This window comes from uncultured Cloacibacillus sp., assembly GCF_963926575.1.
Lineage (GTDB): Bacteria > Synergistota > Synergistia > Synergistales > Synergistaceae > Caccocola > Caccocola faecigallinarum.
In genome coordinates, this window is sequence record NZ_CAWUXW010000005.1 from 291,962 (window position 1) to 313,604 (window position 21,643).

Annotated in this window: 19 protein-coding genes; 12 read left to right on the forward strand and 7 right to left on the reverse strand. The window is 61.8% G+C overall.

Annotated elements, in window-relative coordinates; genetic code table 11:
* Window positions 1–2: 2 nt before the first annotated feature.
* From cobU to ABGT66_RS12690, 6 genes are all read left to right on the forward strand, one after another.
* A complete protein-coding gene (cobU, locus tag ABGT66_RS12665; protein ID WP_294192355.1) occupies window positions 3–569 on the forward strand; it encodes a bifunctional adenosylcobinamide kinase/adenosylcobinamide-phosphate guanylyltransferase in 567 nt (188 codons plus the stop codon).
* A 30-nt stretch (window positions 570–599) separates the two neighbouring features.
* Window positions 600–1,424, forward strand: coding sequence for an adenosylcobinamide-GDP ribazoletransferase (locus ABGT66_RS12670; RefSeq protein ID WP_346691093.1), 825 nt, complete (start codon window positions 600–602; stop codon window positions 1,422–1,424).
* Window positions 1,421–2,233, forward strand: a complete 813-nt coding sequence (locus tag ABGT66_RS12675) for a Cof-type HAD-IIB family hydrolase (RefSeq protein ID WP_346691095.1) — start codon at window positions 1,421–1,423, stop codon at window positions 2,231–2,233. The genes ABGT66_RS12670 and ABGT66_RS12675 overlap by 4 nt, the downstream gene beginning before the upstream one ends.
* Window positions 2,234–2,248: 15 nt before the next feature.
* Window positions 2,249–3,118 carry a methylenetetrahydrofolate reductase [NAD(P)H] gene (gene metF / locus ABGT66_RS12680; RefSeq protein WP_346691097.1) on the forward strand — a complete coding sequence of 290 codons (870 nt, stop codon included), beginning with the start codon at window positions 2,249–2,251 and terminating at the stop codon, window positions 3,116–3,118.
* Window positions 3,119–3,130: 12 nt separating this feature from the next.
* The gene (locus ABGT66_RS12685) at window positions 3,131–5,506 is read left to right on the forward strand and encodes a homocysteine S-methyltransferase family protein (protein ID WP_346691098.1); all 2,376 of its coding nucleotides are present in this window, start codon (window positions 3,131–3,133) and stop codon (window positions 5,504–5,506) included.
* A gap of 134 nt (window positions 5,507–5,640) precedes the next feature.
* Window positions 5,641–6,411, forward strand: a complete 771-nt coding sequence (locus ABGT66_RS12690) for an SDR family NAD(P)-dependent oxidoreductase (protein ID WP_346691100.1) — start codon at window positions 5,641–5,643, stop codon at window positions 6,409–6,411.
* Between the two features lie 171 nt (window positions 6,412–6,582).
* On the opposite strand, the gene ABGT66_RS12695 is transcribed toward ABGT66_RS12690, so the two are convergent.
* Window positions 6,583–6,927 (reverse strand): TIGR04076 family protein, encoded by a 345-nt coding sequence (locus ABGT66_RS12695; RefSeq protein WP_346691102.1) that lies wholly within the window; start codon window positions 6,925–6,927, stop codon window positions 6,583–6,585.
* A gap of 87 nt (window positions 6,928–7,014) precedes the next feature.
* Between ABGT66_RS12695 and ABGT66_RS12700 the strand changes: the two genes are divergently transcribed.
* Entirely contained in the window at window positions 7,015–7,692 is a 678-nt protein-coding gene (locus ABGT66_RS12700; RefSeq protein ID WP_346691103.1) for a Crp/Fnr family transcriptional regulator, read from the forward strand.
* An 88-nt stretch (window positions 7,693–7,780) separates the two neighbouring features.
* Here the strand turns inward: ABGT66_RS12700 and ABGT66_RS12705 are convergent, their stop codons facing one another.
* Window positions 7,781–9,655, reverse strand: a complete 1,875-nt coding sequence (locus ABGT66_RS12705; protein WP_346691105.1) for a cation-translocating P-type ATPase — start codon at window positions 9,653–9,655, stop codon at window positions 7,781–7,783.
* A 244-nt stretch (window positions 9,656–9,899) separates the two neighbouring features.
* On the opposite strand from ABGT66_RS12705, the gene ABGT66_RS12710 reads away from it, so the two are divergent.
* The 5 genes from ABGT66_RS12710 (at window position 9,900) to pruA (ending at window position 15,307) form a co-directional block, all read left to right on the forward strand.
* Complete coding sequence (locus tag ABGT66_RS12710; RefSeq protein ID WP_346691106.1) at window positions 9,900–10,112, forward strand: FeoA family protein; 213 nt, start codon at window positions 9,900–9,902, stop codon at window positions 10,110–10,112.
* 50 nt (window positions 10,113–10,162) lie between these two features.
* Entirely contained in the window at window positions 10,163–10,381 is a 219-nt protein-coding gene (locus tag ABGT66_RS12715; protein ID WP_346691108.1) for a ferrous iron transport protein A, read from the forward strand.
* Window positions 10,382–10,430: 49 nt separating this feature from the next.
* Window positions 10,431–12,617 (forward strand): ferrous iron transport protein B, encoded by a 2,187-nt coding sequence (gene feoB, locus ABGT66_RS12720; protein ID WP_346691110.1) that lies wholly within the window; start codon window positions 10,431–10,433, stop codon window positions 12,615–12,617.
* 424 nt (window positions 12,618–13,041) lie between these two features.
* Window positions 13,042–13,410, forward strand: coding sequence for a heavy-metal-associated domain-containing protein (locus tag ABGT66_RS12725; RefSeq protein WP_346691112.1), 369 nt, complete (start codon window positions 13,042–13,044; stop codon window positions 13,408–13,410).
* A gap of 265 nt (window positions 13,411–13,675) precedes the next feature.
* Window positions 13,676–15,307, forward strand: coding sequence for an L-glutamate gamma-semialdehyde dehydrogenase (pruA, locus tag ABGT66_RS12730; RefSeq protein WP_346691114.1), 1,632 nt, complete (start codon window positions 13,676–13,678; stop codon window positions 15,305–15,307).
* Window positions 15,308–15,638: 331 nt separating this feature from the next.
* On the opposite strand, the gene ABGT66_RS12735 is transcribed toward pruA, so the two are convergent.
* The 5 genes from ABGT66_RS12735 to ABGT66_RS12755 form a co-directional block, all read right to left on the reverse strand.
* Window positions 15,639–16,748 (reverse strand): ankyrin repeat domain-containing protein, encoded by a 1,110-nt coding sequence (locus ABGT66_RS12735; RefSeq protein WP_346691115.1) that lies wholly within the window; start codon window positions 16,746–16,748, stop codon window positions 15,639–15,641.
* A gap of 14 nt (window positions 16,749–16,762) precedes the next feature.
* Window positions 16,763–17,353, reverse strand: a complete 591-nt coding sequence (locus ABGT66_RS12740; RefSeq protein ID WP_346691117.1) for a LysE family transporter — start codon at window positions 17,351–17,353, stop codon at window positions 16,763–16,765.
* Between the two features lie 14 nt (window positions 17,354–17,367).
* Window positions 17,368–18,300, reverse strand: a complete 933-nt coding sequence (locus tag ABGT66_RS12745; RefSeq protein WP_346691118.1) for a Ppx/GppA family phosphatase — start codon at window positions 18,298–18,300, stop codon at window positions 17,368–17,370.
* A 120-nt stretch (window positions 18,301–18,420) separates the two neighbouring features.
* On the reverse strand, window positions 18,421–20,298 hold the full coding sequence (locus tag ABGT66_RS12750) for a TRAP transporter permease (RefSeq protein WP_346691120.1): 1,878 nt from the start codon (window positions 20,296–20,298) through the stop codon (window positions 18,421–18,423).
* Window positions 20,299–20,434: 136 nt separating this feature from the next.
* On the reverse strand, window positions 20,435–21,412 hold the full coding sequence (locus tag ABGT66_RS12755; protein ID WP_346691121.1) for a TAXI family TRAP transporter solute-binding subunit: 978 nt from the start codon (window positions 21,410–21,412) through the stop codon (window positions 20,435–20,437).
* Window positions 21,413–21,643: the final 231 nt, after the last annotated feature.

Genomic DNA, 21,643 nt, shown 5'->3' on the forward strand with positions numbered 1-21,643 from the left:
TCATGGGACATATAACTCTCATCCTCGGCGGCGCGAGGAGCGGCAAGAGCACATACGCCGAAAAGATAGCGCTCGCATATAAAGGCCCCGTGACGTACCTCGCGACGGCGGACTGCGCCGACGCGGAGATGGAAAAGCGAATCGAGCTGCACCGCGCGCGCCGCCCCGCCTCGTGGGCGACGTGGGAGGGCGATCCGCGCGGGCTGCCCGCCGCAGTCGCGCGCACGGACGGGCTGATGCTCATGGACTGCCTCACGATGTGGCTGACGCGGCTCTTCCTCGCCTCCCCCGCCTCGGAGGAGGGCGGCGAGGCAGAATGGCTCGCCGAGGAGGCGAAAATTACGGCGCTCGCGCGCGGGCTGTTCGAGAGCGTGAAGCCCGACGCCTCGCTCGTCGTCGTGAGCAACGAGGTCGGCCTCGGCCTCGTGCCGCCGTACCGCATGGGGCGGCGTTTCCGCGACATGCAGGGGCGCATGAACCAGCTCTGCGCCGGTTACGCGGAGGGCGTCGCTCTCGTAGTCGCGGGCTGCCCGCTCTGGGTCAAGGGCGGCGCGCCGCTCGGCCTGTAAAAATCCCGCTCTTTTCTTCATTTCACGGAGGTGGCTCCAATAGAAGGTTTCAAAGATAAATTCCGCGAATGTTCCGAACGGCTGGAGGCCGAGCTGACCTCGCCCTCGATGCGCCGCGACATAGCGGCGCGCTTCGTCGTTATATGGACTCTGCTGACGCGCATCCCTCTGCCGCAGAAATGGTGGCCGGAGACGATGCCGCCGGGGAACCGCGTGCTGACGCTCGCGCCAGCGGCGGGCGGCCTCATGGGGCTGCTCACGGGGCTCGTCGTGACTGTTGCCGGATTCTTCGGCCTCGCGCCGCTCGCCTGCGCGTGGGCCGGCGCGGCCTTCTATTTCGTCATCGGCTGGGCGCTGCACCTCGACGGCTGGGGCGACGTCTGGGACGGAATCGGCTCCGGGCGCTCGGGCGACAAGCTGCGCGAGGTGATGAAGGACAGCCGCCTCGGCTCGTTCGGCGGAGCGTCGCTCGTAATCGCCTTCGGCCTCTGGACGTCGCTGCTCTCGTCCGTCGCGCCCGGCGAAAGGCTCTGCGCCTGCGTCACCGCGGCGGCGGCGGCGCGCTTCGCGGAGAACGCCGCGGCCTACTTCGGGCGTTACCCGTGGGAGAGCGGCATGGCGAAAGGCTGGGTAGACGACTATACGCTCTACGACCTTTTCAGCGCGCTCGCCGCGCTCGTGATTTTCCTTCCCTTCGCCCCCGTGCGGCTTCCGGTATGCGCGGCGGCGGCGGGACTCACGGGCTTCGCGGCGGCTAAATATATGAACGAAAGGCTCGGAGGGACCAACGGCGACGTAATGGGAGCCGTCGCCGTGGCCTCGGAAATTATTTCAATGGCGGTGTGGGCGATATGAAAAGACCGAAACTTATTGCGCTTGACATGGACGGGACGATGCTCGACGGCGAGAGCCGCCTCACGGAGAGGACGAAGCGCGCCCTGCGCGCCGCGCAGGACGCCGGAATCCGCGTGGTCGCGGCGACGGGGCGAATGTACCCCTCCGCGATGATACATATAAACGACGTCGGCATAAAGGGCGCATGCATCTTCTACAACGGCGCTCTGATACGCGACACGGCGACCGGCGAGACGCTGTACCAACGCTATCTCGGGCGCGAGCTCGCGGCGGACATACTCTCGTTCTTCCGCGACCGCGGCTGGTACGTGCAGATGTACTGCGACGACAGGCTCGTCGTCATGGACGACGCGGACGAGCGCTGCAAATTTTACGAGAACATCTGCGGACAGAAGGCCGTCGCGCTCGGCGAGAGGTTCTGGACCTGCGGCTGCGACTCGGCGAAGATGCTCGGCGTCTCGTTCGACAAGGAGCTTTTCGCCAAGATGTGCGACGACGTGCGCCGCGAGTTCGGCGGACGGATTTATCAGGCGACCTCGTGGAACGCCTTCATCGAGATGGTGCATCCGTCGGTGAACAAGGCGGAGTCGCTGCGCCGCGTCTGCGAGCTCTACGGCGTCGCGCGCGAGGACGTTATGGCGATAGGCGACGGCGGCAACGACGCGGAGATGATACGCTGGGCCGGCACGGGCGTCGCGATGGGCAACGCGCGCGACGCGGTGAAGGAGGCGGCGGACATCGTAGCCCCGCCGAACACTGAGGACGGCGCGGCGCAGATAGTCGAAGCCGCGCTCGCGGCGAAGGAATAGAGGAGACCGAAGGACATGAAGAATTTTTTCAAGCTCGACAAGCCGACTTTTTCATTTGAAATTTTCCCGCCCAAGGGCAAGGGCGACCTCTCGCAGATTTTCAACACGGTAGACGCGCTCGCGAGCCTCGACCCCGACCTTATCAGCGTCACCTACGGCGCGGGCGGCTCGAGCCGCGAGAACACGGCTGAGATAGCCTCGCGAATCCAGCGCGACTACGCGATCCCCGCGCTCGCGCACCTCACCTGCATCGGCTCGACGCGCGACGAGATGCGCGCGACGCTCGACGCGCTGCGCGACAAGGGGATACAGAACATCCTTGCGATGCGCGGCGACATCGTCGGCGAGGGGACGAAGGACTTCTCGCACGCGAGCGACCTCATCAAATTCATCAACGAAAATTACGACTTCCATATCTTCGCGGCATGCTATCCCGAGAAGCACATCGAGGCATACTCGATGGAGGAGGATTTGAAGTACCTCAAGGCGAAATGCGAGTGCGGCGTCGACGCGCTGATAAGCCAGCTCTTCTTCGACAACGAGCATTTCTACGAGTTCCGCGACAGGGCTCGCGCGCTCGGCATAACGCAGCGCATCGAGGCGGGCATCATGCCGATAACCTCGCCCGCGCAGATAAACAAGATGGTGACGCTCTGCGGCGCGTCGGTGCCGGCGGGCGTGCAGAAGCTGCTGCGCGCATACGGACACAACGCGATGGCGATGCGCGAGGCGGGCATAGCCTACGCGACGGCGCAGATAATAGACCTGCTCGCAAGCGGCGTCGACGGCATCCACCTCTACACGATGAACCAGCCCGAGATAGCGAAGCGCATCTGCGAAAACATCCGCGGCGTGCTCTATTCGCTGCGCGTCAAGCGCGGATAGGAGCGTGCCGGAATGATAGACATGGGCAAAATCCTGCTCTTCGACGGCGCTATGGGGACGATGCTCCAGCGCCGCGGCCTGAAGCTCGGGGCCGTGCCCGAGGCGCTGAACCTGACCGCGCCCGAAGAGATAACGGCGATACATAAAGAATATCTCGAAGCGGGAGCCGACGTCGTGCTCTCGAACACCTTCGGCGCGAACCGCTTCAAGGCCGAAAAGGCCGGAGCGCCGCTCGCGGATATAGTGCGCGCCGGAGTGCGCAACGCGAGAGCCGCGGCGGATTCGTTCGGCGGACGTTACGCCGCGCTCGACATCGGCCCGTGCGGCCGCGTGCTCAAGCCCTCGGGCGACCTCGAATTCGACGAGGCCGTCGAGGTGTTCGCCGAAATCGTCCGCGCCGGAGAGGGCAAGGGCGCGGACTTCATACTGCTCGAAACCTTCACGGACCTTTACGAGCTCAAGGCCGCCGTCATAGCGGCGAAGGAAAACTCGAAGCTGCCCATATTCGCGACGATGAGCTTCGAGGAGAACGGCACGACCTTCTTCGGCGCGTGCGTCGAATCGATGGTCGCGACGCTCGAGGCGCTCGGCGTCTCGGCGCTCGGCGTCAACTGCTCGCTCGGGCCGAAACAGCTCGCGCCGATAGTGAAGCGCATCCTCGCCTGCGCGCACATCCCCGTCCTCGTTCAGCCCAACGCCGGGCTGCCCGTCATACGCGACGGCGAAACGGCATACGACGTTACCCCGGAACAGTTCGCGGAGTACGCGCGCGAATTCGTCGCGGAGGGCGTGCGCTTCATAGGCGGCTGCTGCGGCACGACGCCCGAGTACATCCGCCTCGTCCGCGGCGCGATAGAGGGCCTTGCGCCGAAGGAGCCGGACGCTCCGCGCCGCACCGTAATCTGCTCGCCGTCGCGCGTCGTTGACTTCGACGGCGGAATCACGGTCATAGGCGAGCGGCTCAACCCGACCGGCAAAAAAGCGCTCCAGGCGGCGCTGCGTGCGCACGACACCGACTACCTGCTGCGCGAGGCGCTTCGCCAGCAGGAGCAGGGCGCGCAAGCGCTCGACCTCAACACGGGGCTGCCCGACATCGACGAAGCCGCGGCGCTCGCGGAGGCCGCACAGAAAATCCAGGCCGTCACGCCGCTGCCGCTCCAGCTCGACTCTTCGTCGCCCGAGGCGCTCGCACGCGCGGCGCGCGTCTACAACGGCAAGCCGCTGCTCAACTCCGTCAACGGCAAAAAAGAATCTCTCGAATCAATTCTCCCGATAGCGAAAAAATACGGCTGCGCCGTCCTCGGCCTCGCGCTCGACGAAAACGGCGTGCCGAAGACCGCCGAGGCGCGCCTTGAAATCGCGCGCCGCATAGTCGCGGCCGCGAAAGCCGCGGGAATCCCGCGCGAGGACGTGCTCATAGACTGCCTCGTTATGACCGCGAGCGCGCAGCAGGAGCAGGCCGCCGAGACCTTGAAGGCGCTCGCGCTCGTCAAAAAAGAGCTCGGCGTCAAAACAGTCCTCGGCGTCAGCAATGTATCGTTCGGCCTGCCGATGCGCCCCGTCGTCAACCGCACGATGCTCGCGATGGCCTTCGCGATGGGGCTCGACGCGCCGATAATGAACCCCGGCGACGCGGGAATGGCTGAAACCGTAGCCGCTGCCCGCGTGCTGCTCGGCGAGGACAAAGAGGCCGCCGCCTACATAGCGCGCTGCTCCGCCGCCGCGCCAGAGCAGAAGCCGGAAGCTAAGCAGGAAAGCCGCGCCGACATACATTACGCGATAACCCACGGCCTCGAGGACGAAGCCGCGAAGGCCGCAGAAGAGCTGCTCGCGGGCGGCACGCAGCCGATGGAAGTTATAGAAGAAAAGATAATCCCCGCGCTCGACGCCGTCGGCAAGGACTACGAGACCGGCGCGATATTCCTGCCGCAGCTCATAAAATCCGCCGAGGCCGCGAAAGCCTCCTTCGAGGTGCTGCGCGCGAAGCTCGCGCGCGAGGGCGGCGCGCAGAAGGGCGCGAAGCTCGTCATCGCGACCGTCTACGGCGACATACACGACATAGGAAAGAACATCGTCCGCGTCATCCTAGAGAACTACAACTTCGACGTGACGGACCTCGGCCGCGACGTGCCGCCAGAGCGTGTCGCCGAAGCCGTGCGCGGGACCGGCGCGAAGATAGTCGGCCTCTCGGCGCTCATGACTACGACAGTCGCGAGCATGAAAGATACTATCGCGCTGCTGCGCCGCGAGTGCCCGGACGTGAAGATAATCGTTGGCGGCGCGGTGCTCACGCCGCACCTCGCAGAATATGCGGGCGCGGACTACTACGCGAAGGACGCGATGGAGACCGTGCGCATAGCCGAAAAATTAAGCGCGGAAGCGAAATAGCAGAAAGCCGCGGAAATCACGGAAAACCGCCGCACGCGCGCGCCCGCGGCAAAAACGACGGGCGGCGGCCGTTCGGCGGGATTTTTTTATAAAATCCGGCAAAGCGTCACGAGCTTACCGAAGGAGCGAAAAGCATGAACGTCAGCGAACTCTTCAACATCGAAGGCAAAAAGGCCATAGTCACGGGCGGAGGCCGCGGCCTCTGCCGCGCGATGGCCGAGGCGCTGCACGAGGCCGGCGCGCGCGTGCTCATAATAGGACGCGACGAAGCTACGCTCGCGCGCGCCGCTCGCGAGATGGGCGCGGAGGGCGCGCCGGTGCTATACGAAGCGGGCGACCTCGCAGAGCTCGACAAGATAGAAGCGCTCTACGAAAGGGCCGCCGCGAAGCTCGGCGAGCCGGACATTCTCGTAAACGGCGCGGGCGTGCAGCATCGCGCATTCGCCGAGGACTTCCCGCTCGCGGAATGGCAGAAGATAATAAACGTCAACCTCAGCGCAGTATTCGCGCTATCGCAGCTCGCGGGCCGCGCCATGCTCGCGCGCGGCTGCGGCAAAATCATCAACGTCGCCTCGATGACCTCATTCTTCGGCAGCGAGCGCATCCCCGCCTACGCCGCGAGCAAGGGCGGCGTCGCGCAGCTCACGAAGGCGCTCGCAAACGAATGGACAAGCCGCGGCGTCTGCGTCAACGCGATAGCGCCCGGCTACATGGAGACGGCGCTCACGAAAGACATCAAGACGACGAACCCGCGCTACTACGAAGAGATAACGGGCCGCATCCCAGCGCACCGCTGGGGAAAGCCCGACGACCTCAAGGGCGTCACGCTCTTCCTCGCCAGCGCCGCAAGCGACTACGTCTCCGGCGCGGTCATCCCCGTAGACGGCGGCTACCTCGGCAAATAAAGTCAACAAAAAACGAAAAAGGTGCGGAGACGAAAAATCCTCCGCGCCTTACTTTTTTAACTCCCACTCATGGCAGGGTGCTCCGCTTTTTCAGTTCCAACTTAATGGCATGGTTCTCCGCTTTTTGGAGATTTTACTCCTACACCCTCATTATAGCAGATTCTCCACGCCTCACCGCACCGGCGTATAATCTATCGCCGCCTCCTCGTCCGTCGCTGCGAGCTTGAAAATCACGGGGCGCAGGCCGTCGTTGCAGCTGCATATCGCGACGCCGCGCTTGTCTATCCAGTCGCCGAAATAGAAGAGCGTATCCTTCCCCCCGTGCGCGAGCGCGAAGACATACTGGTATATCGCCTTCCAAGCCTCGTCGCAGAGCCTCTCGGGCTTCGCGTAGTCCGCGTAAAAGGTCTGCCCTTCGAGCATCATCGGGCAGGGGCCGAGCCCCGGCGCGCCGTACTCCGCGGCCAGCTCCCTGTCGAACGTCGTCCTGAGCACCGTTATTTTTACCTTTTTCATAAATTTTTCCTCCCCGCACATTTTATGTTCTTTCGTCATCGTCATGTCCGCGCGTGATAAAATACGCAAAAAGCCCCGCAAAGGAGCGTGACCGCCGTGCGTACGCCGCGTTATTTTTTCACGGGCGACTTCTCCGCCTTTCACGAATATTTCCTCTCGCGCCCGCACGGGCGGCGGAGCTTCGCGCGCGGCGAATTTCTGTGGCCGCCGGGCGAGCCCTTCGGGCGGATGCACTACATACTCTCGGGCGCGGCGCGATGCTGCGTCGAGCACGAGAACGGGCGGCGCAAAATAATCTCGTTCCACGGCGCGGGGACGCTCTTCCCCGTCTACCACGAGCGCGGCTACAGGATAGAGCTCGCGATTACGACGGAGGCGCTCTCGCCGGTCGAGACGCTGGAGTTTACGAAGGCGGACTTCCGCGAGAATCCCGCGCTCGCCGCGGCGCTCGTCGAGTGGTACGCCTCCTACGTGAACCTGCTGCTCTACGAGACGGCGCACCAGGAGTACAACGGCTCTTTCCTCAAGCTCTGCAACCTGCTCTACCTTCTCGCCCCCGCGGGCGGCCTCGACGCGGTAACGCAGGAGGAACTCGCGGACATCCTCGGCACGAGCCGCGTAAACCTCACGCGCGGCCTCGCGCAGCTCCGAAGCGAGGGCGTCGTGCGCACGCGCCGCGGCCGCGTCGAAATAACCGACCGCGAGGCGCTCGCGCGCCGCTGCTCGCTCGAAACGGTCGAGCCGGACTCTGAGGCGATTTTATAGGAGCGGCGGAAAATTTTCTGCCACAAATGATACAGAAGAGGATTTACGCAAAAAAAGAGAGGCCGCGAGGCCCCTCTTTTTTGTTGTGTTACGCCGCGCCCTTCCACTTCAGCAGCAGCGACGAATTTATGATTACGAGCACGGAGCCAGCGTTGTGGACAAGCGCGCCGGCCACGGGGTGGAGTATCCCCGCGGCGGCGAGCGCTATCGCGGCGAAGTTCAGCGCCATCGAGAAGGCCATGTTCAGCTTTATCGTCCTCATCATGCGGCGCGAGAGGGCGAAGAGGTGCGGCAGCACGCCTATGTCGTCGCCGACGAGCACGATGTCCGCCGACTCTACGGCTATATCGCTGCCAACCGCGCCCATCGCTATGCCCGCGTGCGCGGCGCGCAGCGCGGGCGCATCGTTGACGCCGTCGCCGACCATGCAGACGGGACTGCCCGCGGCCTGGAATTCCCTGATTATCCTGATTTTATCCTCGGGGCGGCATTCGCAGCGCGTTTTGTCGATTCCGGCCATGCGCGAAACGTGCGCGACGGCCTCGCCGCGGTCGCCGCTGAGCAGCACGGGCGCGACGCCGAGCTTTTTCAGCCGGCGGACGGCCTCGGGCGCGCTCGGGCGCATTTCGTCCGAAAACGCCGCGAAGCCCGCGCATTTTCCGTCGAGCGCGAGCCAGACGACGATGGCCCCCTCTTTCGCGTATTCCGCCGCCGCGGCCTGAATTTCGGGCGACGGCGACGCGCCTCCGCGCGCGAGCAGCTCCGCGTTGCCCGCGAGGATTTTACGCCCCGCGGACGAAGCAGATACCCCGAGCCCCGGAAGCATGGAAAATTCCTCGGGCTCGCGCAAAGACGCGCCCTCGGCGCGGCCGCGCTCGACGAGCGCCTTGCCCAGCGGGTGCTCGGAGCGCAGCTCGGCCGACGCCGCGAGCGAAAGCAGCTCCGCGTCCGTCACGCCCGGCGCAAAGCTTCGCACCGCGGCGACGGCGGGCTTTCCGTAGGTCAGCGTTCCGGTCTTGTCGAAGGCGACGTTTTTGACTGCGGCGAGCCGTTCGAGCGCGTCGCCCTCGCGCACGAGGATGCCGTACTTCGTGCAGTTGCCTACCGCCGCCATGATTGCCGTCGGCGTCGCGAGCACGAGCGCGCAGGGGCAGAAGACTACGAGAATCGTGACGCCGCGTATCGCCTCGCCCGTGACGAGCCAGACCGCGAGGGCCGAGCTCAGCGCGGCGGCGACTATCCACGTCGCCCAGCGGTCGGCGAGGCGCACTATCTTCGCCTTGCCCGCGTCGGCGGACTGCACGAGGCGCACCATGCGCCGGAACGAGCTGTCCTCGCCCGCGCGCGAGGCGCGCATCGTAAAGCTGCCGTACTGGTTCACCGTGCCGCTCGCAACTTCGTCTCCCGGCCCCTTGTCCACAGGCATCGGCTCGCCCGTCATCACGGACTGGTCCACGGATGTCTGCCCGTCAAGCACAATTCCGTCCGCCGGTATCGTCTCGCCCGGCAGCACGCGGATTACGTCGCCCGCGGCCACCGTCTCCGCGGCTATGATTTCCTCCGCGCCGCCGCGCAGCACGCGCGCCGTCCTCGGCGTGAGGCGCACCAGCTTTTCTATGCCCGCGCGCGCCTTCGCGACGGTCAGGTCTTCGAGCAGCGCGCCTATCTGCATGATGAAGGCCACCTCGCCCGCCGCGAAGTCCTCGCCGATGCTCACCGAGGCGATGAGCGCCATCGAGACGAGCAGGTCGGCCTTGACGTCGAAGGCCGTGACGAGGCCGATAAAGGCTTCGAGGATTATCGGCGCGCCGCAGAGCGCGATTGCAATCCACGCCGCGTCGAAGGGCAGAACGTCCGCGCCGAAAAAGCTCGCCGCGAGCGCCGCGCCCGAGACGGCGAGGAACGCGGCGTCACGCTTCACGCCGCCCCATTCGAGAAGTTCTTCCAGTTTTTCAACAATCACCGCAGTCACCCTCCGTATAAAAAACGATTGCGTTTCCACCGTCATTATACCCATAGGGGTATATGTAAACAAGCCTCTCCGGGCGTGCCGCAGACCGGATTTTTTTAATTTTTAATTTCGGTAAATTGCGGCTAACCCCCTTGACGATACACAAATGTTAGCATAAACTAACGAACGAAGCGGATTAGTTGCCGCTAACACAGCGTGCTCAGGCGCGCCGAAACAAAAGTGGGTTGATGCAGAAATGATGCCGCTGACGCTTGCGGGAGTAGGGGAGAAAAACGTGATAGGCCGCGTAGGAGGCAGCGAGGAGACAAGAAGGTTCCTCGGAAACCTCGGGATTATCACCGGCGCGGAAATCACGGTAATTTCGGCAATCGGGGGAAATGTCATTGTGAACGTCAAGGACTCGCGCGTTGCGATAAACGAGGACATGGCGCGCCACATACTGATATAGCCCGTTGTATTCATAGATATTTCGAAGAGGAACGGAAAGGAGATAGGGCGATGACTCTAGGCGAAGCGCAGGTCGGAAGCACGGTGGTCGTGACGAAGATCGAAGGAGACGGCGCGTACAAACGCCGCATCATGGACATGGGCATCACAAAAGGCACCGAGCTTTATATAAGAAAGGTCGCGCCGCTCGGCGACCCCGTGGAAATAACGGTCAGAGGCTACGAGCTGTCGGTAAGAAAGAACGACGCGCAGTGCGTGCAGGTCAAATAGCCTGCGGAATTATTTGCGTTTATAGGAATTTTTCAAGGAGGTAAATGGAATGACCATGAGATTCGCGCTTGCCGGCAACCCCAACTGCGGCAAGACTACCATGTTCAACGCCATGACCGGAGCCAACCAGTACGTAGGCAACTGGCCCGGCGTCACGGTGGAAAAGAAAGAGGGGCGGCTGAAAAGCGTCAAAACCGGCGAGGAAATCATCATCACGGACCTTCCCGGCATTTACTCGCTTTCCCCCTACACGCTCGAAGAGGTCGTCAGCCGCGACTATCTGCTCAAGGAAAACCCGGATGTAATAATCAACCTCGTCGACGCGACGAACATCGAGAGAAACCTGTATCTCACGACGCAGCTCATCGAGACGGGCATTCCCGTCGTCATCGCGCTCAACATGTCCGACCTGCTCGCGAAGCGCGGCATCAAGGTAGACACAGAGCGCCTCTCAATGCTTCTCGACTGCCCGATCGTCGAGACCTCGGCGCTCAAGGAGACGGGGCTCGACGCGCTTATCAAAGAGGCAGTCAAAGTAGCGCAGAAAAAAGAGGCCGACCTGCCGCGCGAAATTTTCTCCAAAGAGATGGAAAAAGCCATCGACGACGTGAAGGCCGTGCTGCCTGAGTCGGTCGGCGAGGACAAGAAACGCTGGTACGCGATAAAGCTGCTCGAGAACGACAGCAAAGTCGCGGAAAGCATGAAGCTTTCGGAGAGCGGCGCCGCGGCTCTCGCCGCCGTCAGAAAAGCCGTCGAGGAGAAGCACGACGACGACATGGAGAGCATCGTCACCGACGAACGCTACAAGTTCATCCAGAAAATAGTCTCCACCGCCGTCAAGAAGGGCAAGGAGCAGATGACCGCCTCCGACAAGATAGACCAGATAGTGACGAACCGCCTGCTCGGCATCCCCATCTTCATGGCCGTCATGTTCGTCGTTTACTACATCTCCGTCACGACAGTCGGAACGTGGGTGACGGACTGGACGAACGACACCTTCGTCGGCTGGGTGCAGGGGCTCGCGGGCGGCGCGCTTGAAGCCGTGGGCGCTGGCGACCTCGTCATGAGCCTCGTCGTCGACGGAATCATCGGCGGCGTCGGCGCGGTGCTCGGCTTCGTGCCGCAGATGGCGATACTCTTCCTCTTCCTCTCGATACTCGAAGACTGCGGCTACATGGTGCGCATAGCCTTCGTCATGGACCGCGTATTCCGCCACTTCGGCCTCTCCGGCAAGAGCTTCATCCCGCTGCTCATCTCCTCGGGCTGCGGCATCCCCGGAATCATGGCCTCGCGCACGATTGAACAGGACAACGACCGCCGCCTCACGATAATGACGGCGACCTTCATCCCCTGCGGAGCGAAGCTCCCCGTCATCGCGCTCATGGGCGGAGTCATAGCGAGCTACGCGACCGGCAGCTACGAGGCCGGCGGAGTGATAGCGCCGCTCATGTTCTTCATCGGAATCGCCGCGGTACTCTGCGCCGCGATAATGCTCAAGAAAACCGCGCCTTTCTCCGGCAAGCCCGCGCCCTTCGTCATGGAGCTGCCGCAGTACCACGTGCCCTCGGCTAAGACCGTCCTCATGCACGTCTGGGAGCGACTCAAGGGCTTCATAATCAAGGCCGGAACAATACTCTTCGTCGCCTGCGTAGTAATGTGGTTCCTCGGCGGCTTCGGCTTCACCGAAAGCGGCTTCGGCATGGTCGAAGACAGCTCCGCGAGCCTCCTCGCCAAAATCGGCGGAGCCATCGCGCCGCTCTTCATACCGCTCGGCTTCGGCAACTGGCAGTCCGTCGCGGCCTCGCTCTCCGGCTTCACCGCTAAAGAGGCGATCGTCTCCACGATGGGCGTGCTCGCCAACGTAACCGGAGACGTGGAAGACGCCGTGACCGTCGCGGAAGCGGTGGCGGCATGGTTCCCGACGACCCTCGCGGCCTTCAGCTTCCTGCTCTTCAACATGCTCGACTCGCCCTGCCTCGCGGCTATCGCAACCATGGCGCAGCAGATGCAGAGCCGCAAGTGGTTCTGGTTCGCGATACTCTTCCAGAACATCTTCTCCTACATGGTCTGCCTCTGCGTCTTCCAGCTCGGCACGTTCTTCACGGGCGGCGGCTTCACGCTCTGGACCGGAGTGGCCTTCATAGTGGCGCTCTTCCTCCTCTACATGCTCTTCAGACCCGACCCGTACAAGAACCAGAAGGTCTACTCGAAACGCTCCGTGCAGCAGGCCGCGTAAGACTGGTATAATCTGAGTAAAGTCCGAAACGGGGCCGGGTACGCAAAAAAGTATCCGGCTCCGTTCATCAAAAAGGAGTGAAAAGCCCGTGAGCGCAGACATCCTGATAATAGCCGCTATAGCCGCGTACTGCATATTCGTCGCGGCGCGCAGCCTCAAAAAGAAAAAAGGAAACGCCGCGGGCGCGTGCGGAGGCGGGTGAGCGGGCTGCAGCTCGGCGTGCCGTGACGCATACCGCTACGAAAACCTCTTCAAAGAGAAAAAGGACTAGAAAAATGGGAGATTCCACAGGCTCGATGTTCTACGCCTTCGCGGCGTTCCTCGTCATATACTTCATCGGCGCGGCCGTCTACTGCGGACACAAGTTCATCAGCGGCAAGCTGCGCAAAAAGTAGGACGAAAAGCAAAAAGGGAGATGCGTTGAATGACTGACGCCGTAATACTGGCGCTTGTAGCCGCGCTCATGTTCTTCGCCGTGCGCGGCGCTGTAAAACACTTCAAGGGCGAAAGCCCCTGCTGCGGAGGCGGCGGCTCCGGCCTGACGAAGGCCCCCGCCGAAAAGCGGCTAGACAGCCCCGTCCTCGGCAGAAAAACGGTAAAAATCTCCGGAATGCACTGCGACCACTGCGTCCGCAGCGTCACCGAGGCGATAAACAAAATCGACGGAGCCTCCGCAAAGGTAAGCCTCAAATCCGAAACCGCGGTAGTCTCCTACGACCGCCCCGTCGAAGACGAAAAAATCCGCCGCGCCGTAGAGGACGCGGGATTCGAGGTAGTTTCGATAAAGGCGTAGAAAACGGGAAAACGACATGCAAAGCGGCGGAGCGCAAAAAACGCCCCGCCGCTTCTTTATGCGGTCTTTCTCCCAATCGGAGAGAGCGCAGGGCGAAATTCATCAGCGTATAAAATTTCAAAAAATCATTTCCGCGCATGTTTTTATTCCGTTAAATTCGGCTTTTAGTTGTTTTATATCGCTTCTGTTTGCTTGAACGGCACGGGACGCGGTGCTATGCTTTTATTGCAATTTAGTTGCGATTAAAGCTTTCAGGAGGTTCTGCATGAACAACGCGCTTTTCAGATTCAGGAGGCCGGAGAACGAACATTCGATGAGCTACGCGCCGGGCTGCCCCGAGCGGGCGCTGCTGCGCGAGGCTATAAAGCAGATAGAGTCGGAGACGGCGGAGATTCCGCTCGTCATCGGAGGCGAGGAGGTATATACGGGAGATACGGGGCGCGTAGTCATGCCGCACGACCACGCGCATACGCTCGCCGTATATCACAAGGCGGGCGCGAAGGAGATGGAGCGCGCAATAAAGGCGGCGACGGCGGCGCACGAGCGCTGGGCCGCGACGCCGTGGACGGAGCGCGCGGCTATTTCGCTGAAAATCGCGGAGCTTGTCGACAAGAAGTACCGTTACCTGCTGAACGCCGCGACGATGCTCGGGCAGAGCAAGACCGTGTGGCAGGCGGAGATTGAGGCGGCGAGCGAGACGATAGACTACTTCCGCTTCACGGTGCACTGCATGGATGAGCTTTACGGCGACCAGCCCGCGTCGGAGGAGGGCGTCATCAATTCGCTGGAGTACAGGCCGCTCGAGGGCTTCGTCTACGCCGTGACGCCGTTCAACTTCACCGCCATCGCCGCGAATCTTCCAATGGCTCCCGTCATCATGGGCAACACCGTCGTATGGAAGCCCGCGACCACGTCGCTGCTCTCGAGCTGGTATCTGATGAAGATTTTCATGGAGGCGGGCGTCCCCGCGGGCGTGCTGAACTTCATGCCGGGGCCGGGCTCCGTCGGCAGCCGCGTCGTGCTGAACCACAAGGAGCTCGCGGGCATACACTTCACGGGCTCGACGCAGGTTTTCAACAGCCTCTGGCGCGGCGTGGCCGAGAACCTGAACAAGTACGTCTCGTACCCGCGCTTGGTCGGCGAGACCGGCGGCAAGGACTTCCTCGTGATGCACGCCTCGGCGGACGCGAAGGCCGTCGCCGCGGCGCTGATGCGCGGCGCATTCGAGTACCAGGGGCAGAAGTGCTCCGCAACCTCGCGCGCCTATATTCCGGCGAGCCGCTGGGACGAGCTGAACGCGGAGCTCGGCGCGATGCTCGCCGAGACGCGCACGGGCGACCCGAGAGACTTCCGCAATTTCGTCTGCGCGGTAATCGACGAGGCCTCATTCGACAACTGCATGGATTATATAAATTACGCGAAAAATTCGCCCGACGCGGAAATCCTCTACGGCGGCGCGGGCGACAAGAACGTCGGCTATTTCGTCCAGCCGACGGTCATTAAGACGACGGACCCGCATTTCCGTTCGATGGAGGAAGAGATTTTCGGCCCTATACTGACGGTCTACGTCTACGACGACGCGCGCTGGACGGAGACGCTGCGCCTCTGCGACGAGACCTCGCCCTACGGGCTGACGGGCTCCGTCTTCGCCGCCGACCGCGCCGCGATAGAGGAGGCGAAGAGCCTCCTGCGCTACGCGGCGGGGAACTTCTACATCAACGACAAGACGACCGCGGCCTCCGTCGGGCTCCAGCCCTTCGGCGGCTCGCGCGCGTCGGGCACGAACGACAAGGCCGGGACGCGGCTGAACCTGAGCCGCTGGGTCTCGCCGCGGACGATTAAGGAAAATCTGCTCCCGCCGCGCGACTTCAAGTACCCCTACATGATGGAGGACTAGAGCGAAGCTTTCGCGATTATCGTAAGAGTAAGAGCATCTCCATAACCCGCGTCAACTCTCCCGACAGGCGCGCCCGCGAGTAAGCGCCGCGGTGCGCGCGAAAAGGCCGGCGTTCTCCGCGCCGGCCTTTTTCATTACAGCCCAGCCTCATCCCGCCGAGCCGCGCAAGAGGCAAAAAAATAAAGGCCCGCCCTACTTCCACAGCCCCGCAATCATCGTCGCGGCGCAGTATGCGAGCATCAGCGCCATCGCTATGTTGAATGGCTTCCTGTATTTGCTGAAGAAGACGACGCCAAGCTTTTTCCGCTTCTGTTTTGCCGCGCGCTCGTCCTTATTCTTCGAACTCTCCCTCTATCATGCCGTTGAGGTAGCGGCCCGGGGCGGCGATGAAATCGTCCCATGCGGCGAGCGGGTGGAACTCCTCGTGCTCTTCGTCGAGATACCAGAGCCGTTTGTCCTTCGGACTCCACAGAAGCATATAGCCGTCGTAATTGTCGAGCCGCGTCATGATTGAGAGCAGCTTCCGCCGTTTCCAGACGGTCTCCTGAACGTCCATATAGGAGTAAAGCTCCGCCCATTTCGTCAGCTCGTACTCCGGGAACTCAAGGCGCAGAGGCCCCGTTTTCAGATATTCCGTCATAGCCGCGGGCAGCTTGTAGGGCTTGAGCTGGCGCGCCTTTTCCTGTTCGTTGTGCCAGTCCTCCGGCTCAAGCGCCATGAGATAATCCGCCATTTCCTGATTTTTACTCTGCACCGCCAGTGTGTACGGGCGGTCGCCGTATTTGTCCGCAATGGTGACGTCCGCGCCGTGTTCGACGAGGAAACGCACCATCTCGAAATCTCCCCGGCGCGCCGCCTCCGTGACGGGCGTCGATGCGTACGGGAATACCATATCGGGCTTGTGATAGTTTATGTCGGCGCCTTTGGCGAGCAGATATTCCGCCAGCGTCATGTTTCCGAAAGCCGCCATAGTACGCAGGGCTTCGCCGCCGAATTTTTCCAAGTTCATGCCGAGCCTGTCGAGAAGCGGCGGAACGTCCGAGCCGTGATAATTTTCCAGATGTGAGAAAAGCCGCGATACTGATTTCTGATTCGCGCTTATTCCGGCCCCAGCGCCGATTAGGAAGGCGAACATCGAAAGCCTGGATTCCCTACCGTACAGCGCGCCGCGCAGCGAGGCGTACAGCAGCTCGTCGCCGCAGCGCGAAATATCCGCAGCGCGGCTGATCAGCAGCTCCGCCATATCTTTCCGGCCTTCGATGACGGCCAGTTCAAGCGGCGCGGCCTCTCCTTCCCGATCCATATTTCCGCATTTCCACAGATAGCGCTGCGGCTCGTCCGGCGAGTGCCCCGCGTCGAGCAAGGCGCGAAGCGTTTCTATATCCCCATCCTTTATCGCCGCCATAACCGGCGGGATATTTGTGTAAACGACTCCGCTCAATCTTTATTCCCCCGCTACTTCCACAGCTCCGCAATCATCGTCACGGCGCAGTATACGAGCATCAGCGCCATCGCGATGTTGAAGGGCTTTCTGTATTTGCTGAAAAAGAGCTCGAATACAGCGCCGAAGCCCGCCCAGCAGAGCGTTCCCGCAAAGCCCATGAAGGCGAGGAAGAGCACGAAGCCGGCGACGTCGACCGGCTCGCGGTAGTGCGGCAGGACGAACGAGGACATCGCGGTGACGCCGTAGAGTATCGCCTTCACATTGACGAACTGGAGCGTCGTGCCCGCGGTGAAGCTGTTGGCGAAATCGCCCGTCTGCGTATCGCGCGGCTTGGTGCGCAGGACCGTGACGGCGAGCCACAAAATGTACGCCGCGCCCGCGCAGAGCATGAAAGGCTCTATCGTCGGGATGAGCTCGTACAGCAGCGAGCTGAACAGCGCGCAGGCGGACATCAGGCAAAGATTTCCCGCGAGGACGCCGAAATTGAACGGCAGCGACGGCATGAAGCCGTAGCGCACGGCGTTGCTCATCGACATTATGTTGTTCGGCCCCGGCGTGATCGTCGAAAGTATGACGTATGAGAAAAAAGCTGCGAAATTCACGGCGCGGCCGTCCTTTATGCGAGCGGAGCGCCTTCCCCAGCGCAGAGCCGGCGCAGCAGCTCGTGGCGCAGGCTGCGGTCGCTGACCGTGATTTCGTTCGCTTTAGCTGCCTCCATGACGGCGAGTATTATGCAGGCCCCGCCGAGAATTATATCAGCGCGCTTTGGCGAGAGGCCGGGGATCGCTCGCCGCTCTTCCGCCGTGCTCTGCGCGTAAAGCGCGACCTGGCGCATGACCTCCGTCTTTGAGAGCTTTGCGCCGTGGATTTTCGAGCGGTCGAACTCCGCCATGCCGGCCGCGACGGCTGCCATCGCAGTGAGGTTGCCTCCCGCGCCTATAACGCGCCCCTCTTCGCGCCCGACTCCGGCCTCTGCGAATTTTTTGATCAGCGAAGCCGTGACGGAGCAGACGGTCTGCGGATTCGCCGGTGATTTTGCAAAGTATTCGTCCGTCAAGGTCACCGCCCCTGCGTCGACGCTGACCGCGTCGAGGCTGGCGCCGTCTTTCAGAAAAACGAACTCCGTGCTTCCGCCGCCGGTGTCGAAAATCGTGACGAATCCGCAGCCGGCGCCATCGAGGCTCATTATCGCGGCTTGGCTTGAAAGCTCCGCTTCGGCCTCGCCGGGCAGCACGCAAACGTCAAGATTGCAGAGCGCTTTGACGCGCGATGAAAAGTCATCCGCGTTCGACGCGCGGCGCAGCGCCATAGTCCCGACGCATAAAATCTCGTCCGCGCCCTCCGCGCGCGCGAAGTCCGCGAATTTCGCGACGGCCTGCGCGGTCCGCTCCATCGCCTCCGCGCCGAGCGCGCCGCTCGCGCGCATCCCCTCGCCGAGCTTCGTGATGACGTTCATGTCGCAGATCATCTTCGCGCCGCCGTCCGGCGCCGCTTCCCCGAGCGTGAGTTTCACGGAATTCGTCCCTATATCTATAACGGCCTTTTTCATCGTAAATTCCACCTCTTTGGCGCTATTATAGCAAAGCGCGCACGGTTCGCGCCGTGCGCGCAAAACGAAAGAGGCGGCGCAGCGCCGCCCCTTTTTCCGTCGATTTTTTAACTTTCGGCGCTACGCCGCAGCGGGCGTGGCTTTGTTCTTTTTCCCCGTTTTCACGATGAAGATCCAGAAAATGATGACGCCGGCGGCGCCTGCGGTTGTTATCATCGGGTTCGGGTGCAGCCCCATGCAGCCGAAGACGACGAAGAGCGCGCGCTCCCACGGCGCGAGCAGGCGGTTGAGGTAGCCCTCCATCGCGAAGCCGAAGCCGAAGCAGGCCGCGACGCAGGCCACTATTCCGTAAATGTTGCCTATCAGGTCGCTCTGCAGCAGGATGCCCGGGTCGTAGCAGAAGGCGAAGGGCGTCACGAAGGCGAGGAAGCCGAGGCGGCATGCCGTGAAGCCAGTGCGGTTCGGGTTCGAGCCTGCGATCGAGGCTGCGGCGTATGCCGCGAGCGCAACGGGCGGCGTGATGTTGGAAATAATCGCGTAGTAGAAGACGAAGAGGTGCGCCGCGAGTGGTTCGAAGCCGAGCTTCGTCAGCACCGGCACGCCGAGCGCCGAGGCGAGGATGTAGGCTCCGGTCGTCGGCAGCCCCATTCCGAGGATGAGCGAAACTACCATGACGAGAGCAAGCGCGAGGAGCGGGATGCCATGCGTGAGCGCGAGCACTATTCCGACGAGCTTGACTCCGACGCCGGTCAGCGAGACGGAGGCGAGGACGATGCCAGCCGTGGCGCAGGCGACGCAGACGAGCGTGATGCTCTTGACGCCGCTGTAGATGGAGTCGATTATCGCCTTCGGCCCCATGCGGTTCTCGGGCTGCGGAAGAGAGACGAGCCACGAGAGGAAGGCGCCTATCGCGGCGGCGCGCATCGGCGTCATGCCCATGAATAGGAAGGCAACGAGGCCGACTATCGGTATAAAGAGATAGACTTTTTTGAGAACCTCGCGCTTGTCGGGAAGGTCTTCCTTCGAGAGCCCCCGGAGGCCGTTCTTCATCGCTTCGAGGCGGATCATGAAGAATACCGCCGCGTAGTAGAGCAGCGCGGGGACGAGCGCCGCGATGATTATGTCGGTGAAGGGCAGGCCGAGGAAGGAGGCCATGAGGAACGCGCCCGCGCCCATGACAGGCGGCATTATCTGCCCGCCGGAGCTGGCGACCGCTTCAACCGCTCCCGCGAAGTGCGGCGCGTAGCCTATCTTCTTCATGAGCGGGATTGTGAAGGTTCCCGTGCCGTAGACGTTGGCGACCGCGGAGCCGGAGATCGAGCCGAAGAGGCAGGAGCTCATGACTGCTATGTTCGCGGGGCCGCCGGGGGCTGTGCCGGTGAAGGCCTGCGCCACGTCCATGAAGAACGGCCCCGTGCCGCATTTTTCAAGGAAGCCGCCGAAGATGAGGAACGAGGCGACGAGCGTCGCGGAGACACCGAGCGGCATCGAGAATATGCCTTCGTCGGTGAGGTATATCTGCTCCACGACCTCGTGCATCGTGAACGAAAGCCCCTTGAGGTCGCCCGGGAGCATCTGCCCGCAGTACATGTAGGCCGCGAAGAGGAAGGCGATGAGCGTCAGCGGTATTCCGACGACGCGGCGCGTCCCCTCGAGCAGCAGCACGAAAAGCAGGATTCCACAGATGAACTGCGCCTGCGTGACTGGGTCTACCTGTATGACGCGCATGACGATGTCGTCGTAGTTGAGTACGACGTAGAGCGACGGTATCGCCGATATCGCGCCGAGTATCCAGTCATATATAGGCACGCGGTCCTTCGGCGCGCCCTTGTACATCGGGAAGAGGAAAAAGGCCGTCGGAAGCACGAGGCCGAGATGGATGTTCTTCTGCAAATATGATTCGTAAGCTCCGAATACGGAGGTGTAAAGGTGGAACAGTCCGATGATGACGAAATAGACGTAGATGAATTTGTAGCTTAAGCCGCTTAGTTTTCTCATTTTTTAACACTCTCCTGCTCTGTCCGCCTGGGACAGGCCGTGGATTTTTATGCGCAGGGGGTTGTCGGACGTGCAGAGATTGAAATTTCGTGAAAGCGCGGCGGAGGCAGGCTCCGCCGCGTTGCTGACGGTAGGGTTATTTGGACTGGGCGCGCATTTCTTCCCAGTATTTTTTCGCTCCGGCCTGCATCGGCACGCCGTCGGGGATTGCTATCTGCGGGTTGAGCTCGTCTATGTCCTTGACGGCCTGGGCGAGCTCGGTCTTGTGTTCCCACATCGACTTGCAGAGCTCGTAGGCGAGCGTGTCGGGAAGGTTGTCGCGGACGACTATGCAGGTGTAGTCTCCGACGGTCTTGACGGGCTTCGTGACGCTCTTGTAGATGCCGGGCTCTATCGTGAAGGTGACGGTTCCGTAGGCCGCCGCGAGCGCGTCGAGCGCGGGCTGGTCGACGTCGAGGCAGACGATGTCGGTGTTGCTCTCGATGTTCATAACGATGGAGGCTATCTTACCGACGGAGAATACGAAGAGGTCGAGGTGTCCGTCGGCCATGAGGTCCGCGCCGCCCTCGTAGGAGGCGAACTCGATGGAGCAACCCATTTCCTTGAGCGCGTCGTAGTTCGTGTTGTAGCCCTTCGCGAGCAGCGACTTAAAGACGAATTCCGAGCCGGTGCCGGGCTTCAGCGTCGCCATCCTGGTCGGGATCTTTTTCGTGATGATGTCGCCGAAGGTCTTTATCTGGTGCTTCTCCGCGAAGCTCTTGTTCATTACGAAATAGGTGTACTGCGTGTAGAGGTTGGCGAGGATGGTGGCGTTTTTGGTCGCGCGTCCCTCGAAGTCCTGCTCGCCCTTGATGGCGGCTCCGAGTATCGAGGTGTTGGTGAAGCCGAAGTCTCCGCGTCCGCGGTCGCAGTTGATGATGTTCGAGACGCCGCCGCCGGAGCTGCTGGTGACGGAGATAGTGTTTTTCGACCACATATCGGAGAGCGTGCTGCCGAGGGCGAACCAGTTTCCGCCGGGAGGTCCTGCGGAGAACTTGAGCTGCTCGGGCCAGCCTTCCTTAGAGGCGGCGTCGGCGAATGCCGGGGCGGCCGCAAAAGCGAACAGGGAAACCAATAACAGTAAAAATGCAAATTTTCTCACAACTATCACCGTTCTTTCTGATATTTTTGACCTTTCGGTCATTTTTTAATGATGTAACCCCTGCCTCGAAAAATATATCACATCGCTTTAATAAAGTAAATAATACGTAAAATCACAAATCTTAATATGTTAAAAATATCGTTTTCTTTTTATTCTATTGTAGTTGTGTTTTTATCAGCGTATTTTACGCTGTCATCGCTAAGT

What these genes read in the sequence shown, in the direction of transcription:
- metF (WP_346691097.1), top strand. Translation starts at nt 2,249, where the DNA reads ATGAAGAATTTTTTCAAGCTCGACAAGCCGACTTTTTCATTTGAAATT.
- ABGT66_RS12715 (WP_346691108.1), top strand. Translation starts at nt 10,163, where the DNA reads ATGACTCTAGGCGAAGCGCAGGTCGGAAGCACGGTGGTCGTGACGAAG.
- cobU (WP_294192355.1), top strand. Translation starts at nt 3, where the DNA reads ATGGGACATATAACTCTCATCCTCGGCGGCGCGAGGAGCGGCAAGAGC.
- ABGT66_RS12725 (WP_346691112.1), top strand. Translation starts at nt 13,042, where the DNA reads ATGACTGACGCCGTAATACTGGCGCTTGTAGCCGCGCTCATGTTCTTC.
- pruA (WP_346691114.1), top strand. Translation starts at nt 13,676, where the DNA reads ATGAACAACGCGCTTTTCAGATTCAGGAGGCCGGAGAACGAACATTCG.
- ABGT66_RS12685 (WP_346691098.1), top strand. Translation starts at nt 3,131, where the DNA reads ATGATAGACATGGGCAAAATCCTGCTCTTCGACGGCGCTATGGGGACG.
- ABGT66_RS12750 (WP_346691120.1), bottom strand. Translation starts at nt 20,298, where the DNA reads ATGAGAAAACTAAGCGGCTTAAGCTACAAATTCATCTACGTCTATTTC.
- ABGT66_RS12695 (WP_346691102.1), bottom strand. Translation starts at nt 6,927, where the DNA reads ATGAAAAAGGTAAAAATAACGGTGCTCAGGACGACGTTCGACAGGGAG.
- ABGT66_RS12745 (WP_346691118.1), bottom strand. Translation starts at nt 18,300, where the DNA reads ATGAAAAAGGCCGTTATAGATATAGGGACGAATTCCGTGAAACTCACG.
- feoB (WP_346691110.1), top strand. Translation starts at nt 10,431, where the DNA reads ATGACCATGAGATTCGCGCTTGCCGGCAACCCCAACTGCGGCAAGACT.
- ABGT66_RS12710 (WP_346691106.1), top strand. Translation starts at nt 9,900, where the DNA reads ATGATGCCGCTGACGCTTGCGGGAGTAGGGGAGAAAAACGTGATAGGC.
- ABGT66_RS12675 (WP_346691095.1), top strand. Translation starts at nt 1,421, where the DNA reads ATGAAAAGACCGAAACTTATTGCGCTTGACATGGACGGGACGATGCTC.
- ABGT66_RS12690 (WP_346691100.1), top strand. Translation starts at nt 5,641, where the DNA reads ATGAACGTCAGCGAACTCTTCAACATCGAAGGCAAAAAGGCCATAGTC.